This is a genomic window from Streptomyces sp. NPDC028314 (assembly GCF_055565795.1).
In genome coordinates this window covers 545,789-558,727 of record NZ_JBVHTP010000002.1, presented here as the reverse complement: position 1 = coordinate 558,727, position 12,939 = coordinate 545,789, and the positions used below count along the sequence as shown (strand labels likewise).

At 71.7% G+C, this 12,939-nt stretch carries 8 protein-coding genes; 1 reads left to right on the top strand and 7 read right to left on the bottom strand.

The window, feature by feature from the left end; all coding sequences use genetic code 11:
• Window positions 1-132 precede the first annotated feature (132 nt).
• The 7 genes from topA to bldG form a co-directional block, all read right to left on the bottom strand.
• The gene (gene topA / locus ACZ4TG_RS06790; protein WP_468160241.1) at window positions 133-2,970 is read right to left on the bottom strand and encodes a type I DNA topoisomerase; all 2,838 of its coding nucleotides are present in this window, start codon (window positions 2,968-2,970) and stop codon (window positions 133-135) included.
• A gap of 278 nt (window positions 2,971-3,248) precedes the next feature.
• Window positions 3,249-3,446 carry a hypothetical protein gene (locus ACZ4TG_RS06785; RefSeq protein WP_468160240.1) on the bottom strand — a complete coding sequence of 66 codons (198 nt, stop codon included), beginning with the start codon at window positions 3,444-3,446 and terminating at the stop codon, window positions 3,249-3,251.
• Between the two features lie 157 nt (window positions 3,447-3,603).
• A complete protein-coding gene (locus tag ACZ4TG_RS06780; RefSeq protein ID WP_468160239.1) occupies window positions 3,604-5,118 on the bottom strand; it encodes a DUF7059 domain-containing protein in 1,515 nt (504 codons plus the stop codon).
• 284 nt (window positions 5,119-5,402) lie between these two features.
• Entirely contained in the window at window positions 5,403-5,960 is a 558-nt protein-coding gene (locus tag ACZ4TG_RS06775; protein ID WP_468160238.1) for a small secreted protein, read from the bottom strand.
• A gap of 209 nt (window positions 5,961-6,169) precedes the next feature.
• Window positions 6,170-8,572, bottom strand: a complete 2,403-nt coding sequence (locus tag ACZ4TG_RS06770) for a sodium-translocating pyrophosphatase (RefSeq protein WP_468160237.1) — start codon at window positions 8,570-8,572, stop codon at window positions 6,170-6,172.
• A 694-nt stretch (window positions 8,573-9,266) separates the two neighbouring features.
• On the bottom strand, window positions 9,267-9,707 hold the full coding sequence (locus ACZ4TG_RS06765) for an ATP-binding protein (protein ID WP_468160236.1): 441 nt from the start codon (window positions 9,705-9,707) through the stop codon (window positions 9,267-9,269).
• 126 nt (window positions 9,708-9,833) lie between these two features.
• A complete protein-coding gene (bldG, locus tag ACZ4TG_RS06760; RefSeq protein WP_008743037.1) occupies window positions 9,834-10,175 on the bottom strand; it encodes an anti-sigma factor antagonist BldG in 342 nt (113 codons plus the stop codon).
• An 81-nt stretch (window positions 10,176-10,256) separates the two neighbouring features.
• Between bldG and ACZ4TG_RS06755 the strand changes: the two genes are divergently transcribed.
• Window positions 10,257-12,710: a DEAD/DEAH box helicase gene (locus ACZ4TG_RS06755; RefSeq protein WP_468160235.1), complete on the top strand. Its 2,454-nt coding sequence runs from the start codon at window positions 10,257-10,259 to the stop codon at window positions 12,708-12,710.
• Window positions 12,711-12,939 lie beyond the last annotated feature (229 nt).

Sequence of the window (12,939 nt, the reverse complement as noted above, 5' to 3'; positions counted from 1 at the left end):
GCGGGAGCCTGTGGACAACCCCGGTGTGACCCCGCACCCACCTCGCGGGCCCCGCCGGGCGGTCCGGACATGAACGGACAGGGCCCCGCGCCGTGCGCGGAGCCCTGTCCGTCATGCCCAAGTCGCCGGAGGCTACTCGTCCGACGCCGCCGGGGCGGCCGCCGTCTTCGTCGCCACCGTCTTCTTCGCGACGGTCTTCTTGGCCGCGGTGGCCTTCTTCGCCGTCGTCGTCTTCTTCGCGGCCGTCTTCTTGGCGGCGGCGGTCTTCGTCGCCGTCGCCTTCTTGGCGGGGGCCTTCTTCGCCGTGGCCTTCTTGGCCGTCTTCTTGGCCGGCCCCTTCGCCCGCTTCTCGGCGAGCAGCTCGTAGCCCCGCTCCGGCGTGATCGTCTCGACGTCGTCGTCCCGCCGCAGCGTCGCGTTCGTCTCGCCGTCCGTGACGTACGGCCCGAAGCGGCCGTCCTTGACCACCACCGGCTTCTCGCTGACGGGGTCGGTGCCCAGCTCCTTCAGCGGCGGCTTGGCCGCGGCCCGGCCGCGCTGCTTGGGCTGCGCGTAGATGGCCAGCGCCTCGTCGAGGGTGATCGAGAACAGCTGGTCCTCGGTCTCCAGCGACCGCGAGTCCGTGCCCTTCTTCAGGTACGGGCCGTAGCGGCCGTTCTGGGCCGTGATCTCCACGCCCTCCCCGTCGACGCCCACCACGCGCGGCAGGGACATCAGCTTGAGCGCCTCGTCCAGCGTGACGGTGTCCAGGTTCATCGACTTGAACAGCGAGGCGGTCCTCGGCTTGACCGCGTTCTTGCCGGTCTTCGGGGTGCCCTCGGGGAGGATCTCGGTCACGTACGGCCCGTAGCGGCCGTCCTTGGCGATGATCTCGTTCCCGCTGACGGGGTCCTTGCCCAGCTCGAACTCGCCGCTCGGCTTCGCGAAGAGCTCCTCCGCGTACTCCGTGGTCAGCTCGTCCGGAGCCATGTCGTCCGGCACGTCGGCGCGCTGGTGGCCCTCGGCGTCCTTCTCGCCGCGCTCCACGTACGGCCCGTAGCGGCCCACGCGCAGCACGATCCCGTCGCCGACGGGGAAGGAGGAGATCTCCCGGGCGTCGATCGCGCCCAGGTCGGTGACCAGTTCCTTCAGGCCGCCGAGGTGGTCGCCGTCGGCCGGTACGACCTCCGACGCGTCCTCGGCGCCGAAGTAGAACCGCTTCAGCCACGGCACGGACTGGGCCTCGCCCCGCGCGATGCGGTCGAGGTCGTCCTCCATCTTGGCGGTGAAGTCGTAGTCGACGAGCCGCCCGAAGTGCGTCTCCAGCAGGTTGACCACCGCGAACGACAGGAAGGACGGCACGAGGGCCGTGCCCTTCTTGAAGACGTAGCCGCGGTCGAGGATCGTGCCGATGATCGACGCGTACGTCGACGGGCGGCCGATCTCCCGCTCTTCGAGCTCCTTGACCAGCGAGGCCTCGGTGTAGCGGGCCGGCGGCTTGGTCGAGTGGCCGTCGGCCGTGATCTCCTCGGCCGACAGCGCGTCGCCCTCGGCGACCTGCGGCAGCCGCTTCTCGCGGTCGTCGAGCTCGGCGTTCGGGTCGTCCGCACCCTCGACGTAGGCCTTCATGAAGCCGTGGAAGGTGATCGTCTTGCCGGACGCGCTGAACTCGGCGTCGCGGCCGTCCGAGGCCCGCCCGCCGATCTTCACGGTCACCGAGTTGCCGACCGCGTCCTTCATCTGCGAGGCGACGGTCCGCTTCCAGATGAGCTCGTACAGGCGGAACTGGTCGCCGGTCAGACCCGTCTCGGCGGGGGTGCGGAAACGATCACCCGAAGGGCGAATCGCCTCGTGCGCCTCCTGCGCGTTCTTGACCTTGCCGGCGTAGACGCGCGGCTTCTCCGGCAGGTAGTCCGCCCCGTACAGCTGGGTGACCTGCGCCCGCGCCGCGTTCACGGCGGTGTCGGAGAGCGTCGTGGAGTCCGTACGCATATAGGTGATGAAGCCGTTCTCGTACAGCTTCTGCGCCACCTGCATCGTCGCCTTCGCCCCGAAGCCCAGCTTGCGCGAGGCCTCCTGCTGGAGCGTGGTCGTACGGAACGGCGCGTACGGGGAACGGCGGTACGGCTTGGACTCGACCGAGCGGACGGCGAACGAGGCACCCTCCAGCGCGGCGGCGAGCGCCCGGGCGTTCGCCTCGTCGAGGTGCAGCACCTCGCTCTTGAGCTGCCCGTTCGAGCCGAAGTCGCGGCCCTGCGCGATGCGCTTGCCGTCCACCGTGTTCAGGCGGGCGACAAGGGTCGAGGGATCGGAGGCGTCACCGGCGCGGCCGGTGCCGAAGGTTCCGGTCAGGTCCCAGTACTCGGCGGAGCGGAAGGCGATGCGCTCGCGCTCCCGCTCGACGACGAGGCGGGTGGCCACCGACTGGACGCGGCCCGCCGACAGCTTCGGCATGACCTTCTTCCACAGGACCGGCGAGACCTCGTAGCCGTAGAGGCGGTCGAGGATGCGGCGGGTCTCCTGGGCGTCGACCATGCGCTGGTTCAGCTCGCGCGGGTTGGCGACGGCGTCGCGGATCGCGTCCTTGGTGATCTCGTGGAAGACCATCCGGTGGACGGGGACCTTGGGCTTGAGGACTTCCTGCAGGTGCCACGCGATGGCTTCGCCCTCGCGGTCCTCATCGGTGGCGAGGAAGAGTTCGTCGGACTCGGCCAGCAGCTCCTTGAGCTTCCTGACCTGGGCCTTCTTGTCCGCGTTGACGACGTAGATCGGCTGGAAGTCGTGCTCGACGTCCACGCCGAGGCGACGGACCTCGCCGGTGTACTTGTCGGGAACCTCGGCCGCGCCGCTGGGGAGGTCGCGGATGTGCCCGACGCTCGCCTCGACGACGTATCCCGGGCCGAGGTAGCCCTTGATCGTCTTCGCCTTGGCAGGGGACTCGACGATGACGAGTCGGCGGCCGCCCTTTGCGGTCTCGCTAGTCGGGGACAACTTGGCTCTTCTCTCCGGTCGGCACTCGGTCGCAGTACGGCGACGCTGCGGAGTGTGACGGTACAACCCGCCCCCGTGTCAAACGGCACAAGCCCGCAACGGCCACTCGAACGGTAACCCGACAAGTGCCGTTTCTGCCGCCCGGATGCCTCGGCGGCCGCTTCCCGGTCACTCCGGGAGTGTGGCCGAAGGGCCGTCTGGCCCCGCGGCCGCGCCCCGTCCCGGGCCTGGCCACACCGGGTTTCCCACCCGGAGGTACATCCTGCGGGACGGCCGCTTCAGAACCGCTCGAGGCACCAGATCCCGAGGGCCAGCGAACCGGATCCGGCCAGCAGTGCGAGCGGTACGGCCACGACGGGGCGCACGCCCTCGGCCACCGGCGCCCGGTGCAGGGCGCGCGCCCCCGTCCAGATGAGCAGAGCGGCTCCGAACAGCAGGAACACGGCCGCCGCGAAGATCGCCGGACCGCTTTCCATGCCGTTCCCCTCGTCCCCGGAGCCGCTCGGGGATCCCCCCGGATCCCGCTTCCCGGGAGCCTGCCAGCCGAGGGCGTACAGCAGGCGAACCCCGGGTTACATCACGGTTCCGGCCACCGCGGCGCGGCGCGGCGGACCCTCGCGGCGCGCCGCCGGACTACTGCGCCGGCGGCCGCATCGGCTCCAGGAAGCCCTGCTCCACCAGCAGCCGGATCGCGTCCGGCGTGCGGTCCCGCAGTACGACCGGGTCCTCCTGCATCAGCTGGGCGATCGCGTCCAGGATCCGGCCCGCGCTGAGTGAGCCGTCGCACACTCCCGCGAATCCGGCCCCGACCGTGTCCACCTTCGTGGCCCGGCGCATTCCCCGGTTCTGCCGGAGCACCACGTGCTCGGGGTCCTCCGCCCCGGGCGAGCCGACCTGCTCCTGGACGATCTCCTCGGCCAGTACGAAGTACCCCGCCAGCAGAGCGGCGTCGTCGTGCTCCCGCAGGTAGTCCTGGCGGGCGAAGTGCGCCAGCACGGTCTCGCCCAGCGGCTGCTCCACCGAGTGCGGCCACTCCTCGACCACGATCGAGGGCTCGGCCGCGTCCGTCCGGCGCAGCGTGATCCAGCCGAAGCCGACGGACTTCGTCTTGCGGGCCTCGAACTCGTCCAGCCAGTCCTCGTACCGCCGCTCGTACTCGGCCGGGTCGCTGCGGTGGTCGCCCGCGTCCCGCAGCCACAGCTCCGCGTACTGCGTCACGTCCTGCACGTCACGCTGCACGATCCACGCGTCGCAGCCGCGGGGCACCCAGGAACGGACGCGCTCGTGCCAGTCCTCGCCTTCCACGTGCTGCCAGTTGCCGAGGAACTGCGCGTACCCGCCGGGGTTGAGGTGGGCGCCGGCCTCCTGGACCAGGGTCCGGCACAGGTCGTCCCCGCCCATGCCGCCGTCCCGGTACGTCAGTCGGGCGCCGGGGGAGATCACGAAGGGCGGGTTGGACACGATCAGGTCGTACGCGGCGTCGCCGACCGGCTCGAAGAGCGACCCGGTGAGCAGCTCCGCCTCGGGCGCCCCGGACAGCGCCAGCGTCAAACGGGTGAACTCCAGTGCCCGGGGGTTGACGTCGGTGGCGGTGACCCGGGTGGCGTGCTGGGCGGCGTGCAGGGCCTGGATGCCGGATCCGGTGCCGAGGTCGAGCGCCGAGCCGACGGGGGCGCGGACGGTGATCCCGGCCAGGGTGGTGGAGGCGCCGCCGACGCCGAGGACCACGCCCTCCTCCCGGCTGCCGATGCCGCCGGCCCCGCCCACGGCGCAGCCGAGGTCGGAGGCGATGAACCAGTCCTCGCCGTCCGGGCCGCTGTACGGGCGCACGTCGACGGTGGCGTGCACCTCGTCGCCCTCCCGGCGCAGCCAGCCGTCCTCGATCGCGGCTTCGACGGGCAGCGCGGCCCGGGCGTGCACGTACGGCACGGGCTGCTGGAGCAGGAACAGCCGGACCAGGCTCGCGAGCGGGTCGTCCCCACGGCCACGGGTGGCGCGCAGGGCGGGGACCGTCTCGCTGCGGGCCAGCGCGGCATAGGCGGGGGCGCCGAGCAGGTCGAGCAGCCCGTCGGCGGTGAAGCCGGCGGCCAGCAGGGCGGTGCGGAGCTCGGCGGCGCGGTCGGGCGAGGGAAGGCTGGTGGTACTCACGCCTCCATTGTGGCCGCTGACACCGGCAATCCGTGCGCCGCGCGCCCGCGCCTCCGGCCCTCTCGAACCGAACCGGGCCCCTCCGGCCGAAGCGGGGCCTGCCGGACCGGACCGGGCCCCCCTCCGGCCGAACCGGGCCTGTCGTCGGCCGGCGGCGGGGCCATGGAGGGGCGTCGGGAGCCGACAGGGCGGCCGGGGTCCGCTGAGGACCCCGGCCGCCCTGGTCGACGTACAGCCATGAGGACGGGGAGCGGGGCCACTTCACCGGCCCCGCCGCGTCGGCGCTACGTCGGTTGCGTCTGGACCTGGCAGCCCTTCTGGGCGTTCATCGCCTTGTCCAGGCCTCCCGTCTTCAGCTTGTCCAGCGCTTCCTTGCCGCCCTGGGTCGCCGTTTCGAGTCCGCTCGCGACCTCCTTGAGGCCCTCCGCGAACTTCGTCTGGTCCTTGACGTCGAGTGCGTCCATCTTCGTCTTCAGGTCGGCGTAGCCCTTGGAGGTCGCCTCGAAGCCCTTGATCGCGGCCTCCTGCGTCTCCTGGCCGCTCTTGACCGGGGGAACTCCCGCGCCGTTCAGGGCGGTCCCCATCGACTTGTACGAGTCGGACATGGCCTGGAAGGCCGCCGAGTCGGTCTGCTGGACCTCCTCCGGCTTGCTGCTCTCCGTGGCCACGCGCTTGATGTCGACGTTGGCGGTCTCGATCTTCTTCAGCTCGGGTCCCCAGGCGTCGCAGACCTTCTTGGCCCAGGCGTCGGCCTTCTTGTCCCCGTCGTCCCCGCCGCACCCGGACAGCACGAGCATCAGTACCGCACCGCCGGACACTGCGGCCGCAAACTTCTTGTTCACCGGATTGGTCCCTTCGAAGGCTCTCGGCCCGGAAGATACACGCCCGTCCTCCGTGGACATGCAAAGGCGGACAGACGACGCGTCAGTCCGCGTCGCCTGTCCGCCGTTCGGGCGCACCCTCGAACCCTTCGGAACACCGCTCCGGAAACCGGTCGGGGGACCCGGCCGGAGCGGGCCCGAAAGCCCGTCAGGGAGGGATCAAGGACGGATCAGGAGACCACCGCGGGGTCGGCCGACTGCGCCACCCGCTCGGCGGCGCCGCCCTCGCTCTCGTCGCCGACGGCGATGCCGCGGCGCTTGGAGATGTACACCGCGCCGACGATGACGCCGATGGCCAGGAAGGCGACGACCGCCCGCACGGCCGCATTGGCGTCGTCGCCGAAGCTGAACTGCACGACGGCCGGGGCGATCAGCAGCGCCACCAGGTTCATCACCTTGAGCAGCGGGTTGATGGCCGGACCGGCGGTGTCCTTGAACGGGTCGCCGACGGTGTCACCGATGACGACCGCCGCATGGGCCTCGCTGCCCTTGCCGCCGTGGTGGCCGTCCTCGACGAGCTTCTTCGCGTTGTCCCACGCGCCGCCGGAGTTCGCCAGGAAGACCGCCATCAGCGTGCCGGTGCCGATCGCGCCGGCGAGGAACGAGCCGAGCGCGCCGACGCCCAGCGAGAAGCCCACCGCGATCGGGGTGAGGACGGCGAGCAGGCCGGGCGTGGCGAGTTCGCGCAGCGCGTCCTTGGTGCAGATGTCCACCACGCGCCCGTACTCGGGCTTCTCGGTGTAGTCCATGATCCCGGGGTGCTCGCGGAACTGCCGGCGCACCTCGTAGACGACGGCGCCCGCGGAGCGGGAGACGGCGTTGATGGCCAGGCCCGAGAACAGGAACACGACGGCCGCACCGAGGATCAGGCCGACCAGGTTGTTGGGCTGCGCGATGTCGAGGCTGAGGTTCATCTCCCCGGCCTTGGCGCCGACTTCCTTGACCGCGGTGGCGATGGCGTCGTTGTACGAGCCGAAGAGCGCGGCCGCGGCCAGCACGGCGGTGGCGATGGCGATGCCCTTGGTGATGGCCTTGGTGGTGTTGCCGACGGCGTCCAGGTCGGTCAGGACCTGCGCGCCCGCGCCCTGCACGTCACCGGACATCTCCGCGATGCCCTGGGCGTTGTCGGAGACCGGGCCGAAGGTGTCCATGGCGACGATGACGCCGACGGTGGTCAGCAGGCCGGTGCCGGCCAGGGCCACCGCGAAGAGCGCCAGCATGATCGAGGTGCCGCCGAGCAGGAAGGCCCCGTACACACCGAGGCCGATGAGCAGCGCGGTGTAGACGGCGGACTCCAGGCCGACCGAGATGCCGGCGAGGACGACGGTGGCCGCGCCGGTCAGCGAGGACTTGCCGATGTCCCGGACGGGACGGCGGTTGGTCTCGGTGAAGTAGCCGGTCAGCTGCTGGATCAGGGCGGCCAGCACGATGCCGATGGCGACGGCGACGACCGCCAGGATCCTCGGGTCCCCGGAGTGGGCCAGGATCGCGGCGTCCTCGACGCCGGCGAGCTCCTTGTAGGTGGACGGCAGGTACGCGTAGACCGCGATCCCGACGAGCACCAGGGAGATCACCGCGGAGATGAAGAAGCCGCGGTTGATGGCGGTCATCCCGCTGCGGTCGGAGCGGCGCGGGGCGACCGCGAAGATTCCGATCATGGCGGTGATGACGCCGATGGCGGGGACGATCAGCGGGAAGGCCAGGCCCAGGTCGCCGAAGGCGGCCTTGCCGAGGATGAGCGCGGCCACGAGGGTCACGGCGTACGACTCGAAGAGGTCGGCCGCCATGCCGGCGCAGTCGCCGACGTTGTCGCCCACATTGTCGGCGATGGTCGCGGCATTGCGCGGGTCGTCCTCCGGAATGCCCTGCTCGACCTTGCCGACCAGGTCGGCGCCCACGTCGGCGGCCTTGGTGAAGATGCCGCCGCCGACACGCATGAACATCGCGATCAGCGCGGCGCCGAGGCCGAAGCCCTCCAGCACCTTGGGGGCGTCGGCGGCGTAGACGAGCACGACGCAGGAGGCGCCGAGCAGGCCGAGGCCGACGGTGAACATGCCGACCACGCCACCGGTGCGGAAGGCGATCTTCATGGCCTTGTGGGAGACCTCGGTGAGGTCCTTGGCCGGTTCGCCCTCGGCGGGGGTGGCCTCGCGGGCGGCCGCGGCGACGCGGACGTTCGCGCGGACGGCGAGGCGCATGCCGATGTAGCCCGTGGCGGCCGAGAAGAGGGCGCCGACGAGGAAGAAGGCGGATCGTCCCGACCGCTGCGACCAGTCGTCGGCGGGGAGCAGGAAGAGCAGGAAGAACACCACGACGGCGAAGACGCCGAGGGTGCGCAACTGCCGTCCCAGGTAGGCGTTGGCGCCTTCCTGAACGGCGGCGGCGATCTTCTTCATGCTGTCGGTGCCCTCGTCGGCGGCGAGCACCTGGCGGACCAGGATCTGCGCGACGACGAGCGCGGCGAGTGCGACCGCGGCAATCACGATCACGATGAGCCGATTGTCATCGGTGAGTACTGCGGCTGCCAGATCGGAGTTCCCGATCGGCGCGTTGGGGGTGAAGAGCCCCGTCATTCGTCCTCCTTGACGTGATGAGCTCAAGATGTGGACGGATTGTAGGGAGCGCGACCTGATCAAAACAGTGGGCGGGAAACGGAATTGGCCTGCTCTTGCTCCTCAGCAATAGATCACGTCACTCCATTACCCCCGAAAGTAGTAATGGGGCAAAGGCATTGACGCATGCTCATTGATCTAGGTATTTGTGCCGGGGCATGAAAAAAAGCCCCGCGGAGCAGGGCTTTTAAAACGATCGGACGATACGAAGTTACGTGCGGCGGGGGCTCGGAGGCACTCCGCGCCGCGGCCCGGGCCCGCTGGGACCGGCCCGGGCCGGCCCGAGGACGACCGGGCGGCTGCGATCAGGGCAGCCGGAAGCGGGGCAGCGGCGATCGGCGCATGATGAGCGGCGGCCCGGCACCTGGTGAGCGGCGAAGGCGCCCGGTGAGCGGCGATCGGCACGTGGCGAGCGGTGGTCCGGCACCTGGTGAGCGGCGAAGGCGCCCGGTGAGCGGCAGCGGGTGCCTGGGGCGCGCGGTGGCCGGTGCCTGGGCGCGCCGTGTCAGGTGGCTGGGCGCGCGGTGCAGGCAGGGGGGTGCGCCGCGGCAGGCAGCCGCGCGGCCCCGTGGGGTCGTGGCACGTGCCTGGGCGAGCCGCGGGCCGGTGCCTGGATGGGCGGTAGCCGTGGCCGGTAATCGACGTCGGACTGCCGCTACCGGGGCCCGGAGGCCCCCGAGACGGGCCAGCTCATCCTGATGGTGCCGCCCGCCTCCCCTGTGGTCACCTCGACGTCGTCGACGAGCCCGCTGATCACCGCGAGGCCCATCTCGTCCTCGCCTTCGTTGTCCGGGTCCAGGGCGGCCGCGATGCCGGGCACGGTCTCGGCGGAACCGCCGGCCGGGCCGGGCACGTCGTCGCCGACCTCGATGGAGAACACCTTCTCCTCCTCGGTCAGCACGACCCGGACGGGCGCGGTCAGCCCGTTGCTGCGGTGCAGCCCGACGGCGCGCGAGCAGGCCTCACCCACGGCGAGGCGGACCTCGTCGAGGACGGCTTCCTCCACACCGGCCCGACGCGCCACGGCGGCCGCGACCAGGCGGGCCGTCCGGACGTGTTCGGGCTGGGCGCTGAAGCGCAGTTCAACGGTGGCCATGCGCGTCCCCCTCGGACTCTGGGCGCGGACCAGCGGGCGCGCCTTGGCAGGGGCCCGGACCAGCCGTGGTCCGGTACCCCCCGCTCCTCGTCGGCTTCCGGGCGGCCGGAAAGCCGCCGGAAGCCGTCAGTCGGTGGCGTTGACGGCGTCTTCCACAGTGGTGTGGATAGGGAACACCTTGGTCAGACCGGTAATACGGAAGATCTTCAGGATGCGCTCCTGGTTGCAGACCAGACGCAGCGAGCCCTCGTGCGCGCGAACGCGCTTGAGGCCTCCCACGAGCACACCGAGGCCGGTGGAGTCGAGGAAGTCCACTCGCTCCATGTCGACAACCAAGTGGTAGCTGCCGTCGTTCACCAACTCCACCAACTGCTCGCGCAGCTTGGGCGCGGTATACACATCAATCTCGCCACCGACCTCTACGACCGTGCGGTCGCCGACAGTGCGAGTCGACAGGGACAGGTCCACGGATCCTCCAGCACCTTGCTATCGAGCGGCGCCCCCCAGGGGCCTCCCCACCCGAAGGTAGAGGAGGGATCGGCTGCCGCGATGGCATTCAATCACTTACCGGCAGGCGATCACGACGCCTTGGGACCATTGTCCCGCACGCCAGTGACACACTCGGTTCCAATGGCCAATACTCACCGCCCCGGTCGGCCCACGGCTCCCGCGGACCCTCGACCCACCCCGAGCACGGTCCTGGACCGGCTGTCACGGGGGCCTTCCCGAGCTGCGCGCATCACTCATACGGAGCACTTGCCCCCTCGGGCGGGTCGTCATGCGGTCTGGCCCGACCGCATCCGAACTGATGTCGTAGCCGCGATCCAGGCCGCCGGGATCGAACATCCGTGGGAACACCAGGCCGCGGCCGCCGAGCACGCCCTGGACGGCGAGTCCGTGGTCGTCGCCACCGGCACCGCCTCCGGCAAGTCGCTGGCCTACCTCGCCCCCGTGCTGTCGGCCCTCGCGGACGGCGCCGAGGCCCCCAACGGCAGGGGTGCGACCGCCCTCTACCTGGCCCCGACCAAGGCTCTGGCGGCCGACCAGCGGCGCGCCGTACGCGAGCTCGCGGCGCCCCTGGGCCACGCGGTCCGCCCCGCCGTCTACGACGGGGACACGCCGGTGGAGGAACGCGAATGGGTGCGCCAGTACGCGAACTACGTCCTCACCAACCCCGACATGCTGCACCGGGGCATCCTGCCCGCCCACCCGCGCTGGTCCTCGTTCCTGAAGGCGCTGCGCTACGTGGTCATCGACGAGTGCCACAGCTACCGCGGGGTATTCGGCTCCCACGTCGCCCAGGTGCTGCGCCGGCTGCGGCGGCTGTGCGCCCGCTACGGCTCCGAACCGGTCTTCCTGCTCGCCTCCGCCACCGCGAGCGACCCGGCGGCCGCCGCGTCCCGGCTGACCGGCCTGAAGGTCGTGGAGGTGGCCGACGACGCCTCCCCGCGCGGCGAGGTGGTCTTCGCCCTGTGGGAGCCCCCGCTGACCGAGATGAAGGGCGAGAAGGGCGCTCCGGTACGCCGCACGGCCACCGCCGAGACCGCCGACCTGCTGACCGACCTGGTGGTCCAGGGGGTCCGTACGGTGGCCTTCGTACGCTCCCGGCGCGGGGCCGAGCTGATCGCCCTGATCGCCCAGGAGCGGCTCGCGGAGGTGGACCGGTCGCTGCCCCGGCGGGTGGCCGCGTACCGCGGCGGCTACCTGCCCGAGGAACGGCGGGCCCTGGAGCGCGCCCTGCACTCCGGCGAACTGCTGGGGCTCGCCGCCACCACCGCCCTGGAGCTCGGCGTCGACGTGTCCGGACTGGACGCCGTGCTGATCACCGGCTACCCGGGCACCCGGGCCTCGCTGTGGCAGCAGGCCGGGCGCGCCGGCCGCTCGGGACAGGGCGCCCTGGCGGTGCTCATCGCCCGGGACGACCCGCTGGACACGTACCTGGTCCACCACCCCGAGGCGCTGTTCCGCCAACCGGTGGAGGCCACGGTGCTGGACCCCGACAACCCGTACGTGCTGGCCCCGCACCTGTGCGCGGCGGCGGCGGAGCTGCCGCTGACGGACGCGGACCTGGAGCTCTTCGGGCCGGCCACGGCGGAGCTGCTGCCGCAGCTGGAGGCGGCGAAGCTGCTGCGGCGCCGGGCCACCGCCTGGCACTGGACCCGGCGGGAGCGGGCCTCGGACCTGACGGACATCCGGGGCGGCGGCGGCCGCCCGGTGCAGATCGTCGAGGCCGCCACCGGCAGGCTGCTGGGCACGGTCGACGAGTCGGCCTCCCACACCGCCGTCCACGACGGCGCCGTCCACCTCCACCAGGGCCGCACCTACCTCGTGCGGCACCTGGACCTGGAGGACTCGGTGGCGCTGGTGGAGGAGGCCAGCCCGCCCTTCTCCACCACCGCCCGCGACACCACCTCCATCTCCGTCCTGGAGACCGAGACCGAGATCCCCTGGGGTCCGGCCAGGCTCTGCTTCGGCTCTGTCGAGGTGACCAACCAGGTCGTCTCCTACCTGCGCCGCAAACTGATCACCGGCGAGGTGCTGGGCGAGGCCAAGCTGGACCTGCCGCCGCGTACGCTGCGCACCCGGGCCGTGTGGTGGACGGTCACGGAGGACCAGCTGGACGAGGCCCGGATCAACCCGGAGATCCTCGGCGGCGCCCTGCACGCCGCCGAGCACGCCTCCATCGGCCTCCTCCCGCTGTTCGCCACCTGCGACCGCTGGGACATCGGCGGGGTCTCCGTGCCCCTGCATCCCGACACCCTGCTGCCCACGGTGTTCGTCTACGACGGTCACCCGGGCGGAGCCGGCTTCGCGGAACGCGCCTTCCACACGGCCCGCGCCTGGCTGACGGCGACCCGCGACGCCATCGCCGCCTGCGAGTGCGACGCGGGCTGCCCGTCCTGCATCCAGTCCCCCAAGTGCGGCAACGGCAACGACCCCCTCCACAAACGCGGCGCCATCCGCCTCCTGACCCGCCTCCTGGCCCAAGCCCCACCCCCCTGACCCCCGGGGCCCCCGGACACCGCCCCAGCCCCACAGCGGACCCCCCAGCCCCGCCCGGGGGGCACTCCGGACCGGGCAGGGCAGCCGCCCCGGCAGCGGACCCGCCAGCCCCCTGCCCCAGGCACACCGGACGGAGGCAGGGAGCCCCGCCCCGAGAGCACCCGAGCGAGGCTGGGCACCCGCCCCCCCCCCAGCCGGCCCCCCAGCCCCCCGCCCCGAGGACACCCGA

What these genes read in the sequence shown, in the direction of transcription:
- ACZ4TG_RS06785 (WP_468160240.1), bottom strand. Translation starts at nt 3,446, where the DNA reads ATGGAAAGCGGTCCGGCGATCTTCGCGGCGGCCGTGTTCCTGCTGTTC.
- ACZ4TG_RS06770 (WP_468160237.1), bottom strand. Translation starts at nt 8,572, where the DNA reads ATGACGGGGCTCTTCACCCCCAACGCGCCGATCGGGAACTCCGATCTG.
- ACZ4TG_RS06765 (WP_468160236.1), bottom strand. Translation starts at nt 9,707, where the DNA reads ATGGCCACCGTTGAACTGCGCTTCAGCGCCCAGCCCGAACACGTCCGG.
- ACZ4TG_RS06755 (WP_468160235.1), top strand. Translation starts at nt 10,257, where the DNA reads ATGGCATTCAATCACTTACCGGCAGGCGATCACGACGCCTTGGGACCA.